Source organism: Cecembia rubra (assembly GCF_003014575.1).
GTDB classification, from domain to species: domain Bacteria; phylum Bacteroidota; class Bacteroidia; order Cytophagales; family Cyclobacteriaceae; genus Cecembia_A; species Cecembia_A rubra.
Window position 1 is genome coordinate 290,860 of the sequence record NZ_PYGF01000005.1, and the last position, 18,586, is coordinate 309,445.

Consider the following 18,586-nt stretch of genomic DNA (forward strand, 5'->3'; position numbering starts at 1 on the left):
TTTTTTCGCTGGTATAAACTATTTTGTTTTTTGATTCATTTATACAAGCGGTTGATCATCCAGTTAAATTTGAAAACACCATTAGCCTTCACTTTTAACATCTTTTATTATCTTAGCTTTTAGCTTTTTCTCAAAACCATATGCCTTTCTTTCCCTCAAAATCCCGCTTGGCCCATATTGTCTTCGAACATGATGATAGGGCATCCAAAACCTTCGATGTGGTAATTTTGATTGCGATTCTCATAAGTGTGGGAATTGTGATACTGGATTCAGTAAGTGATTTGCACTTTAGTTATGGGAGGATTTTTTATATCCTGGAATGGGTTTTTACTTTACTTTTTACAGTAGAATATGGTTTGCGGGTATGGTTAAGTAAAAGAAAAGCAGGCTATATTTTCAGCTTTTATGGTCTGGTGGATTTGTTGGCAATTATTCCAACTTACTTGAGCATTTTTGTTATGAATACCCAGTTTTTGGTAGTAATCCGTTCATTGAGATTACTAAGGGTAATCCGGGTCTTGAAATTGGGTAGATATTTAAAAGATGCCGAATTTTTGTCTGAGGCTTTGAGGGCAAGTAGGAATAAGATCCAGATTTTCATAGGCTCTATGATAACCATCGTGCTGATAGCAGGTACGGTCATGTATATCGTGGAAGGTCCGGATAGCGGGTATACCAGTATACCCATGGCAATGTATTGGTCAATTGTGACCCTTACTACAGTTGGTTTTGGGGATATTACCCCAATTACTCCCTTGGGAAAATTGATGGCTTCGATCATCATGTTGATTGGCTACGGCATAATAGCTGTACCCACCGGTATTGTCACCTCTGAAATGACTCTGGCAAAAAGTAAAAAGAAATTGGCTGATGCCCGTGCGTGCCGCAAATGTCATCAGCTTATCTTTGACAATGATGCTCTCTTTTGTAAGTATTGTGGAGAAGAAATGCCTAAATTGAAATAGTTATTGATCTTCTAGCTTGAGTATTTTTTCAATATCTTTAATATGCCCAAACAACAGTAAGATATCTCCATCTTCGATTAAAGTGTCGGCAGTTACCACCCCTGTTACTTTCTTGCTTTTAGCCTTAATTCCAAAAATATTAGGTTTTTCCTCCATTTTGATCAGGGTCAGGACATTGATGTTATAATCCTGACGGATTTTTGTATCGGAAATAGTCAAACCCACATAACGTTTGGGCGCCTTCACCTCGATGATATTATAATCGTCCGATACATCAAGAGAATCAATCACTCCCTTCATTTGAAGGCTTTTGGCCATTCGCTCTGCGGAATCTTCCTCAGGATGAAGGATCTCATCCACTCCAATCGCTTTGATTACCGTTTCGTGTACTTTATTGATTGAACGACTTATTAGTCTTTTGATATGCAATTGTTTGAAAATCGCTGTCACCATTATTGAGGCACCGAAATCCTCTCCGATTGCGATAATTACGGCATCAGCTTCTTTGCAGGGCAAATTCCTCACTGCATGTGCGTCTGTGGCATCCATAACTATGGCATGGGTAATTTTGTCCTTAACTGCTTCTACTTTGTCTTCACTGGCATCTATACCAATGACTTCATGCCCATAGCTGGTCAGACGTGCTGCCAAATGCCCTCCAAAATTCCCCAAACCTACAATGATATATTTCATACAGTTAGAATTTTTTCTTAAGTGTTAATTGGATTCTGATCTGGTATTTTATCACCCTATTGTATGCTTTCTCCTTCAAGGTAATCCGATTATTTTCATTAGGTAATGAATACACCTTCTTCAGGATATTTGTATCTTAAAGTTCTGGCTTTTTTGACGAAAGCCACTAAGACAGTCAATGTTCCGACCCTTCCCAGGAACATTATGATCGTGATTACGATTTTACTTCCGGTGGAAAGTTCTCCTGTAATGCCCAAGCTCAATCCTACGGTTGAAAATGCAGAGAAAATTTCAAATGCTACACTGGTCAAGGGCAGTTGGGGATCAAATAACATCACCAAAAATACCCCTAGTCCGATAACCAAAAAAGACAATTGAATAACTGCAAAAGCTTTTCTGAGGGTTTCGTTTCCTATCTGTCTCTTGAATATTTCCACCCGGTCTTTACCTTTGGCAAAGCTGATTACATTAAGCATGGCAACAGCAATGGTGCTGGTCTTGAGTCCGCCTCCAGTAGAGCCTGGAGAAGCCCCGATCCACATTAAAATCAAATAAATCAGAATGGTGGGCATGGCCAAAGCTGACATATCCACTGTATTGAAGCCAGCTGTCCTTGGGGTAACAGTACCAAAAAAGGCTGTAACAAATTTCCCATAGCCAGAAAGTCCTTTTAATGTATATTCTTCCTCAAAAAACCAAAAAGCCAAAAAGCCTAAAGTCAATAGTATTCCAGTAGTATAGACGATCAGCTTGATATTGACATTCACCACCCTTGGGGCATGTTTATATTCTTCTTCTCCTGTAATCAATTTTTTGGTTCCCACTACAACGTGCCTTAAGTAATTGGAATAGCCTAACACTACCGGGAAGCCAATGCCCCCTAGGATAATGGCAATTGCGATGATTAAATGAACCGTATACTCCTCTCTAAAACCGAATTCGTAAAGCCCATTACTTAGCGTAGAAAACCCTGCATTGCAAAAACCTGAGATCGCATGGAAAACCGAGAAAAACAGTTGATCTCCCACACTGTCAAACAAGCCCCTGTCAATAATGGAAAAGATCATCAGAGCAGTAATTCCTTCAGTAATCAGCGTAAAAAGGATAATTTTGAATAAAGTGGAATTGATGGCACTGATATTTTCTTCATTGATGTAATCCTTAAGGAAAAGCTGGTTCTGAAGTGAAAAAGAGCCTTTGAAGAAGAAACCAAAAAAGGAAGTAAAAGTCATCATCCCCAATCCGCCTACCTGAAACAATATGAGAATAATAAACTGGCCCAGAAAAGTGAAATCAGAAGAAGTGTCCAATACAATTAAACCTGTCACGCAGACTGCCGAGGTAGAGGTAAAAAGTGCATCCACACTACTGATTCCTGCAACTGTAGCATTTGGCAACATCAACATACCGGTGCCAATAAGGATCACTATCAGGAAACTGAGAATAAACACCAGAGCAGGATGGATTTTGAGTTGATTGGCAGCAAGACTGAGTTTGCTGAGTTCAATCAAAAATAGGATCATCACCAGGAGATTCACAAAAAATGATTTGACCTGTAGGTTTCCAACTGTGATACTGCTGTTAAAATTGATCAATCCAAAATTGACCAATGAAGCAAAAAACAAAAACAAAATAATACAGACTTCAACGGTAAATCGCGCACCTTTGTATCGTTCTTCTTTAGAAAAAAGCCTGACAGAATATGCAAGAGATAAGAGAACTAAGAGAATATAATATACTTTTCCTAATATCCCGCTCTGCACTTCATCCCTGAATCCCAAATCGTAAACCAATAAACCGAATGCAGCAAAGCTTAAAAGCTGAAGCATTCTATTGTTCAGATTAAATACTTTCCTGGAAAATAAAATTCTTTCGTCTGGACTTTTTAGAACTGATTTCAAAACTTAAGAGCTTAGAAAACTGAAAGGTAAAAAAATGTTTAGATTTTATAGGTAAGTTCAGGTTTAAATTCGAAATGTGTTTATTTCTGTTCCGAATGCTAAAGAGATAATTGAATTGTTACATTGTTCAATTATTCCAAAAAGCAAAAAATTAAAGGCCATTGGGCCTTTAATCATGAGTTATTTGAAGCAGGTTTTTCCTCCTCTTCGATAAACTGTTTTTGGATTTCGTCCACTTCTTCAGTTTTTTGATCAGTCAGTTTATCATCAAAAAACCTACTCTGGAAAATCAAAATAATGGCTACACCAACAAAAATGGCAGCATCGGCTATATTGAAAATTGGCCATAAAGCTGTGTAACTTCCTCCCCAAATAGGTATCCAATCCGGTAAATAACCTTCCCATATGTCAATATAAAACATATCGATTACCTGTCCATGGAACCAAGGGGTTGGTGCATTATAAGGGGCATTTTTCAACCAAACACCGTAAAAGATACTGTCAATCAAATTTCCAATTGCTCCCCCTAAAATCATTGCAATACACACAATATATCCAGTGTGTAGTTTCTTTTTGATTATGTGGTACAGGTAATATCCTATTCCGAACATGGCTACTAAGCGGAAACTTGTAAGCATCATTTTACCATATTCAGTACCTATTTGCATACCGAAAGCCATACCGGGATTGGTGGTATAATGTAACTTGAACCATTCCCCTAATACCTTTATCTGCCCAGGGGTTCCAAAATCCATTTGGTAATGAACCAACATTTTAACAGCCTGGTCAATTATTATTATTAAAAGAGCAATGCCAAAGTATTTGAAGTATTTCATGAATATCTATTAAAGGCCACAGATTTAAGGAATATTTTGAAATAATTCCTAATCTGTGGCCTGAATTTTTAAATATTAGGCTTTTTCTATTTTCACCTTTAACTCGAAATCATCCATATCCAAGACTATAGCCTCGGAAAGAACCCCGTCGAGTTCCAACGATAATGCTTGCGTTTCGGTTTGGATATATTTTGCAAAATTACTCAGGGCAGCATCCACTAAATCATTGAATCTAGCCACTTTGATGTGGATTTTATCCTGGACTTCCAAGCCCATTTCTTTTCTAAGGTTTTGGATCCTGTTGACCAGGTCCCTGGCAATGCCTTCCTGCTTCAGCTCCTCGGTAAGTGTAATATCCAAGGCTACTGTTAATCCCTGATCGCTAGCCACTGACCAGCCTGGAATGTCTTGAGAACTGATCAATACTTCATCCAAGAGGATTTCCATTTGCTCGCCTTGTACATCCAGGCTTATTTTTCCTTCTCTTTCAATTTTTGCAATTTCTTCCTGTCCCCATTCCTTGATGGAAGCCACTACAAAACGCATTTTTGGACCCAGCTTCTTCCCTAAAATTGGCAAATTAGGCTTTATATCCTTGACCAAAATCCCAGAAGTGTTGTCAATGTACTCTATTTCTTTGATGTTTACTTCTGATTTGATCAGTTCTTCCACGTGCTGTAATTGTTTCCTGGTTTTATCATTCAAAACAGGAACCATGATACGCTGAAGGGGCTGTCGTACTTTTATACCGATTTTTGGATTTTTTCTCAATGAATGTACCAAGGAGGAAGTTCGCTGTGCAAGATCCATACTTCCCTCCAAATCCAGATTTATCAGGGATTGGTCTGCAGGAACCCAGTCTGTAAGGTGAATAGACTCAGCTGTATTGCCTGCGGAAGCAGTGAGGTTTCTGAAAAGCCATTCAGCATAAAAAGGTGCAAAGGAGGACATCAATTGGGTCAGGCTTAGCAGACATTCATACAGTGTCTCATAAGCTGCCTGCTTATCAGCATTCATGTCACCTCTCCAGAATCGCTTTCTTGCTAATCTCACGTACCAGTTGGAGAGCTGGTCCACTGTAAAGTTCATGATGGCACGGGTAGCTTTGGTAGCATCATAATTGTCCATGGAGCTTTCCACTTCTATGATAAGTGACTGAAGCTTGGAAATGATCCATTGATCCAGTTCTGCTCTTTGCGCTACAGGAACTGACTTTTCTTTGTTATAGACAAATTCATCCAGATTGGCATAAAGGGCGAAGAAGTTGTAGGTATTTTGAAGTGTTCCGAAGAACCTTCGCTGTACTTCTGCTACTCCGTCAAGGTTGAATTTCAGGTTGTCCCAAGGGTTGGCATTACTCAGCATATACCATCTTAGGGCATCTGGTCCATATTCCTTCAAGGTCTTGAAAGGATCGATGGCATTTCCCAGGCGCTTGGACATTTTGTTTCCGTTTTTGTCCAGTACGAGACCATTGGCGATAACATTTTTGAATGCCACAGAGTCGAATAACATGCCAGCTATAGCATGAAGGGTAAAAAACCAACCCCTGGTCTGGTCCACACCTTCGGCTATGTAGTCTGCAGGATAGTTGGCCTTGAAAAATTCTTCATTTTCAAAAGGATAATGCCACTGGGCATAAGGCATGGCACCGGAATCAAACCAAACATCGATAAGGTCCGTCTCACGAAACATCTTTTCTCCTTTAGAAGAGACTAAAACTACATCATCCACATAAGGTCTATGTAGATCCATATCCTTGCCCTCCCAAGGCGATTTTTCCATTACACCGGCTTCGATGGCTTTTTCCATCTCTATCTGCAATTCTGATACCGAACCTATACATTTTTCCTCCGAACCATCTTCTGTTCTCCAGATTGGTAATGGAGTGCCCCAGAATCTGGAGCGGCTGAGATTCCAGTCCACTAGGTTCTCCAGCCAATTGCCAAAGCGTCCCGTACCGGTGGCTTCCGGCTTCCAGTTGATGGATTTGTTCAGCTCCACCAACTTATCCTTGTATGCTGTGGTTTTGATAAACCAGCTTTCCAGTGGGTAATAGAGTATAGGCTTGTCAGTTCTCCAGCAGTGTGGATAGCTGTGTTCGTATTTTTCTACCTTAAAGGCTCTGTTTTCGTTTTTCAGGATAATGGAGATGATAATGTCTGTATTCTTATATTCTTTATCAGATTCATCATCATTGGTATAGTTTTTCACATAGAAATCATCAACACCAAATTCCTTGTGGGCGCTGATGCCATGTTCCTTCATTTTGGCAGCCAGGTATTCACCTACCACAGGAAGGAATTTTCCCTGCCTGTCCACGACAGGTACTTCATTGCCCAGCTCATCTTTCACAAAAATGCCCGGGACATTGTTCTGCACCAAAGTCCTAAAGTCGTCTGCACCGAATGCTTTGGCAAGGTGTACGATTCCTGTACCGTCTTCCGTGGTCACATAATCACCCCCTACTACCGTAAAAGCAGGATGTGGCAGAGACAAAGCCGCGATAGGGAAAAGTTGCTCGTATTCCCAGCCCAGCATGGTTTTTCCTTTAAACTCTTCGACGATCTGGTAAGGAATGAGTTTATCTCCTGGTCTATAATCCTCTATGTCAAGTTCCTGAGCTTTTGGATTGAAATAGGCTTGCATTCTTGCCTTGGCTAGGATGGCAAACATAGGTTCGTATGTATAGGGATTGAAGGTTTTTACCTTAACATAATCCAGGTTTTCTCCAATTGCCAAAGCCGAGTTGGACGGCAAGGTCCAAGGAGTAGTAGTCCAAGCGAGGATGTACGTGTTTTCTTGATTTTTAAGTTTAAACTGTGCCGTGATGGACGTATCCTTCACATCTCGGTAACAACCCGGTTGATTCAGTTCGTGTGAACTCAAGCCAGTACCCGCTGCAGGTGAATAAGGCTGAATGGTATATCCTTTGTACAAGAGGCCTTTCTCATACAGTCTTTTCAAAAGGTACCATAAAGACTCAATGTAATTGGGCTCAAAAGTGATGTACGGATCATCCAAGTCTACCCAGTAGCCGATTTTTTCGGTCAGGTCATCCCATTCGTTTTTGAAACGCATGACCGTCTCCCGACATTTACGGTTGTATTCCTCTACAGTAATTTTCTTTCCGATATCTTCCTTGGTAATACCCAACTCCTTTTCTACCTGCAATTCTACCGGAAGGCCATGCGTATCCCAACCGCCTTTCCTCTTTACCTGAAAACCTTTTAGAGTTTTGTAACGGCAGAAAATATCCTTCAGTGTCCTTGCCATCACGTGGTGGATGCCCGGTGTACCATTTGCGGAAGGCGGTCCTTCGAAGAAGGTGAAAGTATCTGCACCTTCCCTGTATTGGATGGATTTGTTAAAAATATCGTTTGCTTTCCAGAACTGTAGGATGCTTTCTCCTATCTGTGGATAATCTACTTGCTTAAACTCCTGGTATTTTTTCACAGTCTTCTATAGCTTGATGGGGTTTGTCCCCAAGATAATTATATTGTAATGCTGCTAAGGATTGGAAAAGCCTTTAATACAGCCGCAATAAGTGCAGTATAACACTAGAATGCGGGCACAAAGTTAAGAGATTTTACAGGATTGGGGAGAAATTATTGGGAATTGTGTGAGGGAGAAGTGTTGGAAAAAAAATCAATACCTCTATGAATCATTTTGGAAGGAAAAGAATTGAAGGATTTTCTACTTCATATTACGAGCTTGCTTGTAGAGCGAAAAATATCTGAAAAATTAGTAGCTTTCAAATCATATCAAAATAACCTTTAACCATTTCCTCAAATGAAAAAATCTATCCTTCACCCAAATCATCGCCAAGAATTGCTAGATCGCGTTGCTAAGCTTCAAGCTGGAGATCAAGGGCATTGGGGAAGTATGCAGGTGGAAGAAATGTTGGCACATGCACGGGAGGTGGCTGCGGCAGTTTTGAAATCTTCCAAACCTGAGAAGAAGCCTAATTTTAAGCAACTGCTTGGAAAGTACTATTTTTTTTATTTCAGAAAAGAATTTCCAAGGATGGTCAAAGGCCCTAAACGCTTTGATATGAAAGGGAAGGTTTCCCAAGATAAGTTTCTGGAAGAAAAGCAAGGCTTAATCGATACCTTGCAAGCCTTTGGCAGTATTAACCACCAACTCCAAGGCTTCCATCCTTTTTTCGGACCCCTTAACCACAGGGAGTGGGGAATATTGGTATGGAAGCATACGGACCATCACCTGCGGCAGTTCGGCGTTTGAGTGAAAGGTTTTTTGTTTTCGAAATGTCTAATATCCAATTTTTTATCTTTTTGATGGGAAAACCTGGGATTTGTTTCCCGGAATTGGTCTGGTCTTTGCTTTTACAAGGTTATACCAACTATTAATTCTTATGAAAAAAGTTCTTGTATTTTCTTTGGTCCTCTTTTTTGCGGCCATCATGCATGTTAATGCGCAAGTTTCAGCCGGGGTTTATCAATCTAGTTCAGGGACCTTGGTTTCTATAGGTACTGATGTGGACAATAAAATCTTTGGAGAAGCCAGGTTGGCAACAGGCAGATTTGTAGGGTTTGAAGGGACTTTTGGTTATAATTTCATCCAAAGAGATGATGTAAACTTTTATAGTGGGTTCCATTTAGGTACTGAAGGTCGCCGGGATGGCTTTTATTTAGGTATTCCATTTGGATTATTGGTAAAGCCTTTTCCTGTCAAAAATTTTGGCTTTATGATGGAAGCCAGTCCCATTTTCCCAACGGAATACGGAAGTTTTTTCCGGGCCGGGCTGGGTTTGAAGTACACGTTTAGGTAGATTTTTGCCCTCCAAGGGTTCCAAACCCTTGGAGGGTTAATTTACATTTAATCCAGAAACCTCCAGTTACTTTTAAAATCTTTTGGAATATCCCCTTTCATCCTTGCCCTGAGTAGCTCTATGGGCGTGTAATTTTGGGTGATAAAGAAATCGTGAAATTCTTTTTCGGTCATTTTTCCTCCTTCGACCATTTCTTTTCTCAAACCATATACCTGCAGTCCTCCGATCATGTAGGCCAATTGGTACAAGGGACCATAACTTCCTTCAAAAGACCTTCTGACTTCAGCTTCTGCATTGGCCCGTTCATGACCGACACGGTCCACCAAGAAATCAATACATTGCTGTGGTGTCCATTTGCCTAAGTGATAGTTCAGCGAAAAGACAATCCTCGCTGCACGGTGCATTCTCCAAAACAACATGCCGACCCTATCCTCTGCATTTCTTGGGAAATTTTTATCCCAAAGGTTGAATTCCCAATATAAGGTCCAGCCCTCCACCCAAAAAGGTGTGTTGAATACCCTTCTGTGGGGGAAATGCCTTTGGTTCATAAACTGCTGCAGGTGGTGCCCCGGAATAAGTTCATGCTGAACCGTGGCTCTTGAAAAATGCGGGTTGTTACCTCGCATGCTCATCATTTTTTCCTCATGGGTCATGGTGGAGGTTGGATAAGAAATGATGATGGTTTCACCGCCTAGGAAGAAAGGGCTTACCTTTTGTCTTTCTGCGGACATCATGGTTGTTCTCCAGGTCTCTTTGGCCATATCTGGGATGGTCAGGAGGTCTCTTGATTCTAAGAATTCAATGGCTTCCTCAGCCATTTCCCCAACCATCTGAGGCCATTCCCCGGCAGGGGCATATGTGTTTTTAACATGTTCGAGGGCTGCTTTCCAATCTCTGCCAAAACCAAGTTCTTGCGAAGCTTTGATCATTTCCGCTTCACACCAGGCATATTGTTTTTCACCTTCTTTGAGCAATTCTTCTGCGGTATAAGGGATCATGTTGTAGGCCAATTCTTTCTCTATGGCCAATTTTCCTACTGGTTTTCCGATGATGCCGGACCCATCATCCTTTACAACTGTATTTTCAAAGTGGTTCTTCAAAAAAGCAGCATAAGCCCTTAAAGTTTCATTCATGCTTTCCATCGGCTTTTTCATCCACCAGGTAAACTCCGGGTCATAGTCATAATAAAAGTTGTAAGCTTCTTCGGTGCTTTTCCTAAGTTCCTCTACTGTTTGGGCTGCCAGTTCGGCCTTCTGCCAAGAATCAAATGGCTTTGTTTTTTTAAAAGCCTCCCATTTGGCTTTGATGAGGGTTTCTGTTTTAGTAAAAATAGCCGCAGTTTCTTGGGAATTGGGTTTTATTGCCATTCTTCTGGTATGGTAAAACTTCTCCAGACCAGCCTTGAAATCAACCACATGACTGATTTGTTTGAAATCTTCATATGCCATCCCATGGAAAAAAAGTTCTTTTTCAAGATGGTTTTTAAAAAGTTGCCAGTCCATCTTTCCGTCAAGGGAATAAGAATCATAGGGCATTTTATCAAGTGCATCTATCCAATCATTGTAAAGTTTGGTGAATCTCAGGAATGACTCCTCGGAAAGCGGGTTATTGTACTTTCGGGCAAGAGCACTTCTGTCGGCTTGATAGCTGCTGATAGCGGGATAAAGCTCGCTGGCAAATGAATTTCCCAAGATGAGGAAGCAAAGGAGAAAGGAAAGTAAACTTTTTTTCATAATGGATTCGATTTGAATATGGCTCAGTGGATATAATGTAGAAATAAATTGAAACAAAGTTGGAATATTTCATTTGATCTTCAGCCCAAGACAAAACATGAGTATTTCACGGGAGTAATAATTCAGCAAGGCTATATTTCAATTTTATTTCCGATTCATATTTCAAAAAGTAAGTTCCATTATTCAAAGTCAAAAAACCAATACTCCGTTGATCAGTGGTTTGCTAATGTTGATGGTTGGCCCTGGTGGAATTAAAACTCTCCTTTATAGGCTTTTCAATTGAGGGGTATGGTGTAAGTTAAGGAGGGGATTGACCTTGGGAAATTTCCGGCATATTTGGTGCCATGGAAAGGCTCATTCCTGATACTGATTTGGGCAGCATTTCTTGCATTACTGCTAGAGCTAATGAAATAAGGAATACTTCCCAGCGCTGCCAAAGCACCTACTGCAAACATGGCTCCCCCTACAATAGTCCCATTATCATTTGCCTTAGTACTATTATAAATTTTGAAGTTTTCATTAAATATAATTGCCCCTGCTGTACCTACAATTACACCCCCAACCAAAAGTTTAACCCCGGTTTTCTTTTGCTTTTGGCTTTTTTCTATATAATCCTGCTTGCTCATTACCTGGGCAGAAACTTGCATAGTATTTCCTATAATAACCATGCAGAACATGATAGCACTAATTAGACTTAATTTCATAGCATTTTGTGAATAGTCATCATTTGATTATAGCAATTTCTTGATTTGCTAATTTATCTCCTTTTTTAATAAAAAAATACCATATTGGCGATTGATTAATTTCCACTTTTAGTGCTAAAAGTAAGAAATAACCGACCCCTGTAAGCTTTTGGGGTTATGCCCTGTAATTTTTTGAATGCTCTGTTAAAATAAGAAAGGTTTTGAAACCCGCATTGGAAGGCAATTTGCGAAATAGACAAGTCTGAATCTTGTAATAGTTGGCAAGCTTGGTGTATCCTGACCTGGGTAAGGAATTCCGTAAAAGTTTTTCCCGTTCTTTCTTTGAAAAACCTGCAGAAAGCTTCTTTGCTTAAATGTGCCACCTCCGACACTTCCTTTAATGATAAAGGGTTTTGGCTTTGGGATAGAATAAAAGCCATAACCTTCCCCAAACGTTTTCCTTCTGATTCCGTGTAGTCTTTATGGGATGTGGTTTTATTCAGTAATTTAAGGTCTTTATTAAATTGTAGCTCCCAAAGTATTTGTGTTGCAATTAAAAATTTTTCAAGACCTTCTATTTTTCCAAAATCAGTTAATTTTCCAATTATATTATTTAATGTTTTGCCTTTGACTGCATAACAACCCTTGGTTTGCAGTATCCACTGCTGGAGGACCTTAAATTCTTCGACTTCTAACAAATTGCTTTTTAGAACCTCAAAATCAAAATATAAAGAATAGCCCAACGACCTGACACTACTTGATGGTTCAAAATATTCTGCATCTGAGCGGAAAACGTGGGGCATATTGGAAGTAAATAAAAACATATCCCCTGGATCAAATCTTCCTAGATAATCCCCGACCATCAATTGCCCTTTTCCTTCTTTTATCCATGTAAGTTGCCATTGAGGATGCTGGTGGAGTTTCTCGTAAAAATATTTACCAGAATCTACCTGAAATCTGACAAACTCCTTATTTGATTTTGGGATTTGAAATGAGATGATTTTTCGGCTCATACATAAAGGGTTTCATATTCCTTCAAAGAGGCAATTCATAAGCCTTCTCAAAGACTTTATTGCCATATTGAGGTTTACTATCAGGAAATTATACAGGAAAGGAAAGCTATTGCCCTGTCAACCTGATCCGCCACAGAAGAAAAATCTTCCCTGTTTGGGAGTCCATACAGTTCACTCTGGATGATGAGTCCGGTAATCCGTCATTGGCAATAATTTGATATAATATTAATGTTATTTTTCGAAACTTCCATATGAATGGTCAATATGGTACCATCAAGAATTAAAAAAGTATAAGCTTCCAAATAGATTAGTCAGTAGTTTTGAGTTATTAATCAAAAAAATAATTATGAACTGGCAAGGCGTATTTCCGGCAGTAACGACCAAGTTTCACCAAGATGGCAGTTTGGATATGGAAATGTTTTTCAAAAACCTGGACGCTCAACTTGAGGCGGGTGTTCATGGGATCATTCTTGGGGGTACATTGGGAGAATCCTCGGTATTGTCTTTGGAAGAAAAAATCCAATTGACCACAGAAACTGTCAAATATATCAATAGCAAAGTTCCTGTAGTCCTCAATATCGCAGAAGGTGCTACCAGAGATGCTGTTTTTTGGGCTGAGAAGGCCAAGGAAATGGGGGCTTCAGGTTTGATGCTTTTGCCTCCAATGCGTTATGCTGCCGATCACAGAGAGGTAGTGACCTATTTCAAAGCCATTGCCAAAAGCACGGATTTACCAATTATGATTTATAACAATCCTGTTGATTACAAGACCTTGGTTACAATTTCCATGTTTGAGGAATTGGCAGAATGTGACAACATTCAGGCCATCAAAGAATCTACTCGGGATATTTCGAATGTGACCCGTATGCGCAATCGATTTGGGGATCGCTATAAAATTCTATGTGGTGTTGATACTTTAGCGATGGAGGAGTTGGTGATGGGTGCAGATGGATGGGTGGCAGGATTGGTCTGTGCTTTTCCCAAAGAAACTGTGGCTGTATACAACTTGGTAAAAGAAGGAAAATATGATGAGGCTTTGCATATTTACCGATGGTTTTTACCTCTTTTGGAACTTGATATTCATCCCAAATTGGTACAATACATCAAATTGGCAGAACAGATGGCAGGAATCGGAACAGAATGGGTAAGAGCTCCTAGACTAACCTTGGTAGGAGAAGAAAGAATGAAAATCGAAAATATCATTAAAAGAGGCTTGGAGCATAGGCCTTTGGTTTGAGGCTTGGATTTAAGATTCAAGACATAAGATTCAAGACATAAGACTCAAGACATAAGACATAAGACTCAAGACATAAGAGACAAGGGGGTTGGATATTGGTAGATATTGACTTTGCGATATTAGCTATTTGATTTTTGAAGGGTCTTTTGAATAATGGGACTTTTCTTTCACTTTCTGGCTTTAAACTTCGATTTGCAGCCTATTTCAATTATATTTCTATCCTATTTCAACCTTATATCTAATTAACTGACAAAAAGACACCATGAACCTAGATGCAATATTCCAGTCCGCTCAAGAAGCCTTCCTTCATTTTAAAAATGTTTCTGGTAAAGATAAAGCTGCATTTTTGAGGCAGATAGCTGATGGACTTGAATCGGAGAAACATAACCTGATCCATCTGGCATCTGAGGAGTCCAATTTGCCTGAAGGAAGGATTACAGGAGAACTGGGAAGAACAGTTGGTCAGATCAGACTTTTTGCCAATTTGGTAGAGGAAGGCAGTTGGGTAGAAGCTGTGATTGACCATGCTGATCCAGAAAGAGCGCCTGCGCCAAAACCTGATTTACGTCGGTTTTTAACAGCATTAGGACCGGTAGTGGTCTTTGGAGCAAGTAATTTCCCTTTGGCTTTTTCTACTGCGGGAGGTGATACCATTTCCGCTTTGGCGGCAGGGTGCCCAGTGATCTATAAAGCCCATCCTGCTCATCCGGAAACATCTAAGTTAGTGGGACAGGTTATCCATAAAGCTGTGATTGATTCCGCTTTACCTATTGGCGTATTCACCCATGTAGAAGGAGGAATTGATGTAGGACAGGCCCTTGCAAAGCACCCAATAGCCAAAGCTGTAGCTTTTACCGGTTCTTTTGCAGGAGGAAAAGCTTTATTTGATGCTGCAAACCAGAGAAAAGAGCCTATTCCTGTCTTTGCTGAAATGGGTTCAGTCAATCCTATCATCGCCCTGAAAGAAAGGTTGGGTAAGAATTTGGAAGCCCTTGCCAAGCAGTTTGTGGCTTCTTTGACCCTTGGTGCTGGACAGTTCTGTACGAACCCGGGTTTGATTGTTGTTCCGTCTGAACATTCTGTTGCTTTTGCTTCGGCAGTAAAAAAGGAATTGGAGCAGATTGTTGCTGCCCCTATGCTTCACGAAGGCATTGCAACCGCGTATTATAATGCTTTGGCTATATTGCAGGGAAGAAAGGAACTTGAATGGGTTCAGGTGGCAGAAGCAAAGGACCTGATCAAAGCTTACCCAGCATTGGCAAAAATCAAAGCCAGTGATTGGTTGGAGGATGACCACTTCCAGCAGGAGGTTTTCGGGTCATTTGCTTTGATGGTGGTGTATGAGAATTTTAATGAGTTGTATGCGATAGCGCAAAGACTGCATGGTCAGTTGACCATAACCCTATGGGGCGAGGAGGATGAATTGGCTAAGAAGATTGACCTGATCAACCAACTGGAAGAAAAATGTGGCAGATTATTGTTTAAGGGAGTTCCAACAGGTGTTGAAGTAGGCTATGCCATGCAGCATGGTGGGCCTTATCCATCTACAACTGATAGCCGATTTACATCTGTTGGTGTCTATGCCATCAAGCGATTTGTCAGGCCTATAGCTTTTCAGGACATGCCACATGAACTGCTTCCTGATGCCTTAAGAGAAGAGAATCCTTTGGGGATTTGGAGAATGGTGGATGGGAAGTTTCAAAAATAAACTTGAAATTTTATTTTAATTTGAATGAAGTTACCAAATTGATATTGGTAGAAATTCATTGATATTGTTGGATATTTTTTAGAAGCATCCATTCAATATCTAAATATCCCAATATCCACGAATATCTTTTGATCATGAAAAAAACTTTCCAATGCATTGATGCCCATACCTGTGGCAATCCGGTCAGGGTAGTGGCCGGTGGTGTTCCTTTTCTAAAAGGCAACAATATGCTGGAAAAGCGGCAGTATTTCCTGGAAAACCTGGACTGGATCCGAACGGGGCTGATGTTTGAGCCCCGAGGACATGATATGATGTCGGGTTCCATGCTATTCCCTCCCCATGATCCTGAAAATGATTTTGCAGTACTTTTTATCGAAACTTCAGGTTGCCTGCCTATGTGCGGACATGGCACTATCGGAACCATCACAATTGCCATTGAAGAAGGATTGATTACACCCAAGACTCCGGGATTCCTACGCATGGAAGCACCCGCTGGCTTGGTTTTAGTGGAATACAAACAGGAAGGCAAAAAGGTAACGTCTGTCAAATTGACCAATGTCAAGAGTTTTTTGGCAGCAGAAGCTTTGGAGATAGAAATCGAGGAATTGGGGAAATTAATCGTGGATGTGGCTTATGGAGGGAATTTTTATTGCATTGTCGACCCTCAGGAAAATTTCCCTGGCTTGGAGCATTATAAAGCCGAGCAACTCATCTCCATGGCCCGAAATCTGAGGCAAAAGATGAATAAAAAATATGAATTTGTTCACCCAGAGCATGCTCAGATCAGGGGGCTCAGCCATGTGCTTTGGACTGGAAAGACTTTGGATGAAACCAGTACTGCCCGAAATGCAGTGTTCTATGGGGATAAGGCCATTGACCGTTCTCCTTGTGGCACAGGAACCTCTGCACGTATGGCCCAGTGGTTTGCAAAAGGTTGGTTGAAGCCCGGGGAAGAGTTTATCCATGAAAGCTTTATCGGTTCAAAGTTTACTGGTAGGATAGAAGAGGTTACTGAGATTGCAGGCAAACCTGCGATTGTACCAAGCATTGAAGGTTGGGCAAAAATTTACGCTTACAATACGATCATTATGGATGATGATGATCCGTATGTGTATGGATTTCAGGTGATTTGAGAGGCGATAGATTAGAAGCGAGAGTTTAGAAACAAGAGGCAAGAAACAAGAAACAAGAGGCAAGAAACAAGAGGCAAGAATCAAGAGATAAGAATTTCGGAAGGTGGAAGTTTTGAACCATTTAGAAATTAAGGGAATTAAGAAATTCATTAAGAAAAGTCGGATGTCGAAAGTCTGATTTCGAAATGACCGACAGCTTCAAATGAATAGGGTCGCTCTGCAATCGCATAAAAGCAATGGAAAAATGGATTAAAATATTTATCGGCTTTTTCGAGCTCCTGCCTGTTCCCGTCTATTGGAGCTTGTTGTTTCCTAGCCTGTCAATGCATCTAAATTAAAGGACTGATTTATCAAAAAGTCAGATTTTTAGACCTTTCAATGCGTCTAAGACAAACAATCAATTTCCTGCTATTTTTCGTCAACCTAGTGGATTACGAAGATGGGATTAAATCTTACATTCGCCTGTCAAAAACTTAATTTAAGAAACCACCAAAATCCTTATCTTTCATTTTCAAAAATGTATTAAAGAACTACCAATGGGTCGGCCTACTTGGTACTTTGTACATGGTACTTCGTACAATTGTATATGAAACCAACCATCATCATCGGCGGAGGCGTTATCGGCCTTTTTTCAGCATATTACCTCAATAAGCAAGGTGTTGAAGTTATTATCGTGGACAAAAGCGACATGCTGGACACCACTTCCACAGGAAATGCAGGCATGATTGTACCTAGTCATATTATTCCGCTGTCGGCACCAGGGATGATTGCCAAAGGAATTGCTTGGATGTTTTCTTCCAAAAGCCCTTTTTACATCCATCCAAGACTTGACCGCAAACTCCTGGAATGGTCCTGGCTGTTTTACCGTTCTGCCAATGCCAACCATGTGGAAAAGTCCATTCCTTACCTGAAAAACATTTCTTTGCTCAGTAAATCCCTTTACCAGGAATTTAGAAATGCTCACAAAGATGCAGTGGACCTGGAAATGGCAGAAAAAGGATTGATGATGATTTATCAAACAGCAGAGGTGGAAAAAGAAGAAATTGAATTTGCCCATCTGGCACGTCAGCATGGTCTGGAAGCAGAAGTACTCAGCCCTTCGGATATTGCCATAATAGAGCCCAATCTGGAGGTAAAAGCACGTGGAGCAGTATTATTTCCAGGAGATGCCCACTTATCCCCATCCAACCTGTATAATTTCCTCAAAAAACACTTACTGGGAAAAGGTGTCAAGTTCCTTTCTAACCGAAAAGTGCTGGGTTTTGAAAAAAATGCTGGAAAGGTTACGGCTGTACTTACGGAAGAAGGAAGTTTGCTTGTAGAAAAGGTCATCCTGTGTGGGGGTGCCTGGTCAGCGGAATTGGCACAAAAGCTAGGAGTCAAATTGCCCATGATGGGGGGAAAGGGTTATAGCTTTATGCAGGACAACCAACCTGAAATCTTACAGGCCTCAATCCTTACTGAAATGAAAGTCGCGGTAAGTCCTTATGGACAGCAGGTTCGCTTTGGAGGTACCATGGAGATAGCCGGGACAGATGAAACCATCAATATCAACAGGGTAAAAGGAATTTTTGAATCCATTAACCGATATTATCCTGGTTTTCATTCTAAATTCCCAGATAAAGAAAAAATTTGGAAAGGTCTCAGACCATGTTCACCAGATGGTGTGCCTTATATCGGTGCAGCCCCAGGTTATAATAATGTATGGTTTGGAACAGGGCATGGGATGATGGGTGTGAGCATGGCTCCTGCCACAGGAAAAATCCTTTCAGACCTTCATGAAGGACATGCTTCGCCTATGGATATCAAGGCATTTGAGGTTGGGAGATTTTAACGCTTAGCTTCTCTGATTTCAAGGAAATTTTTGAGGCTGTCTTATAATTAGATTTCTA

The 18,586-nt window shown here is 40.6% G+C and carries 14 protein-coding genes; 7 read left to right on the forward strand and 7 right to left on the reverse strand.

Annotated elements, in window-relative coordinates; translation table 11 throughout:
* The first annotated feature begins 140 nt into the window (after positions 1 to 140).
* Complete coding sequence (locus CLV48_RS11425; protein WP_106567403.1) at positions 141 to 965, forward strand: ion transporter; 825 nt, start codon at positions 141 to 143, stop codon at positions 963 to 965.
* Here CLV48_RS11425 and CLV48_RS11430 read toward each other — a convergent pair whose 3' ends face one another.
* The 4 genes from CLV48_RS11430 to ileS form a co-directional block, all read right to left on the reverse strand.
* The gene (locus CLV48_RS11430; protein WP_106567404.1) at positions 966 to 1,658 is read right to left on the reverse strand and encodes a potassium channel family protein; all 693 of its coding nucleotides are present in this window, start codon (positions 1,656 to 1,658) and stop codon (positions 966 to 968) included.
* Between the two features lie 98 nt (positions 1,659 to 1,756).
* Positions 1,757 to 3,559 (reverse strand): TrkH family potassium uptake protein, encoded by a 1,803-nt coding sequence (locus CLV48_RS11435; protein WP_106567405.1) that lies wholly within the window; start codon positions 3,557 to 3,559, stop codon positions 1,757 to 1,759.
* Between the two features lie 173 nt (positions 3,560 to 3,732).
* Positions 3,733 to 4,395, reverse strand: a complete 663-nt coding sequence (locus tag CLV48_RS11440) for a lipoprotein signal peptidase (RefSeq protein WP_106567406.1) — start codon at positions 4,393 to 4,395, stop codon at positions 3,733 to 3,735.
* Positions 4,396 to 4,470: 75 nt separating this feature from the next.
* On the reverse strand, positions 4,471 to 7,851 hold the full coding sequence (gene ileS / locus CLV48_RS11445) for an isoleucine--tRNA ligase (protein WP_106567407.1): 3,381 nt from the start codon (positions 7,849 to 7,851) through the stop codon (positions 4,471 to 4,473).
* 336 nt (positions 7,852 to 8,187) lie between these two features.
* On the opposite strand from ileS, the gene CLV48_RS11450 reads away from it, so the two are divergent.
* Together CLV48_RS11450 and CLV48_RS11455 are read left to right on the forward strand one after the other, a co-directional pair.
* The gene (locus CLV48_RS11450) at positions 8,188 to 8,640 is read left to right on the forward strand and encodes a DUF1569 domain-containing protein (protein ID WP_106567408.1); all 453 of its coding nucleotides are present in this window, start codon (positions 8,188 to 8,190) and stop codon (positions 8,638 to 8,640) included.
* Between the two features lie 130 nt (positions 8,641 to 8,770).
* Positions 8,771 to 9,187: an outer membrane insertion C- signal gene (locus CLV48_RS11455; RefSeq protein ID WP_106567409.1), complete on the forward strand. Its 417-nt coding sequence runs from the start codon at positions 8,771 to 8,773 to the stop codon at positions 9,185 to 9,187.
* Positions 9,188 to 9,234: 47 nt separating this feature from the next.
* Here CLV48_RS11455 and CLV48_RS11460 read toward each other — a convergent pair whose 3' ends face one another.
* From CLV48_RS11460 to CLV48_RS11475, 3 genes are all read right to left on the reverse strand, one after another.
* On the reverse strand, positions 9,235 to 10,920 hold the full coding sequence (locus CLV48_RS11460) for a DUF885 family protein (protein ID WP_106567448.1): 1,686 nt from the start codon (positions 10,918 to 10,920) through the stop codon (positions 9,235 to 9,237).
* Between the two features lie 275 nt (positions 10,921 to 11,195).
* Positions 11,196 to 11,624: a hypothetical protein gene (locus CLV48_RS11470; protein WP_146140092.1), complete on the reverse strand. Its 429-nt coding sequence runs from the start codon at positions 11,622 to 11,624 to the stop codon at positions 11,196 to 11,198.
* A 95-nt stretch (positions 11,625 to 11,719) separates the two neighbouring features.
* Positions 11,720 to 12,616: an AraC family transcriptional regulator gene (locus CLV48_RS11475; protein ID WP_106567412.1), complete on the reverse strand. Its 897-nt coding sequence runs from the start codon at positions 12,614 to 12,616 to the stop codon at positions 11,720 to 11,722.
* A gap of 346 nt (positions 12,617 to 12,962) precedes the next feature.
* Here CLV48_RS11475 and CLV48_RS11485 point away from each other — a divergent pair, with 346 nt between their 5' ends.
* The 4 genes from CLV48_RS11485 (at position 12,963) to CLV48_RS11500 (ending at position 18,528) form a co-directional block, all read left to right on the forward strand.
* Positions 12,963 to 13,853 carry a dihydrodipicolinate synthase family protein gene (locus tag CLV48_RS11485; RefSeq protein ID WP_106567414.1) on the forward strand — a complete coding sequence of 297 codons (891 nt, stop codon included), beginning with the start codon at positions 12,963 to 12,965 and terminating at the stop codon, positions 13,851 to 13,853.
* Positions 13,854 to 14,115: 262 nt separating this feature from the next.
* Complete coding sequence (locus CLV48_RS11490; protein ID WP_106567415.1) at positions 14,116 to 15,561, forward strand: aldehyde dehydrogenase (NADP(+)); 1,446 nt, start codon at positions 14,116 to 14,118, stop codon at positions 15,559 to 15,561.
* A gap of 134 nt (positions 15,562 to 15,695) precedes the next feature.
* Entirely contained in the window at positions 15,696 to 16,694 is a 999-nt protein-coding gene (locus tag CLV48_RS11495) for a 4-hydroxyproline epimerase (protein ID WP_106567416.1), read from the forward strand.
* A 586-nt stretch (positions 16,695 to 17,280) separates the two neighbouring features.
* Positions 17,281 to 18,528, forward strand: coding sequence for an NAD(P)/FAD-dependent oxidoreductase (locus CLV48_RS11500; RefSeq protein ID WP_106567417.1), 1,248 nt, complete (start codon positions 17,281 to 17,283; stop codon positions 18,526 to 18,528).
* The last annotated feature ends 58 nt before the right edge of the window (positions 18,529 to 18,586 follow it).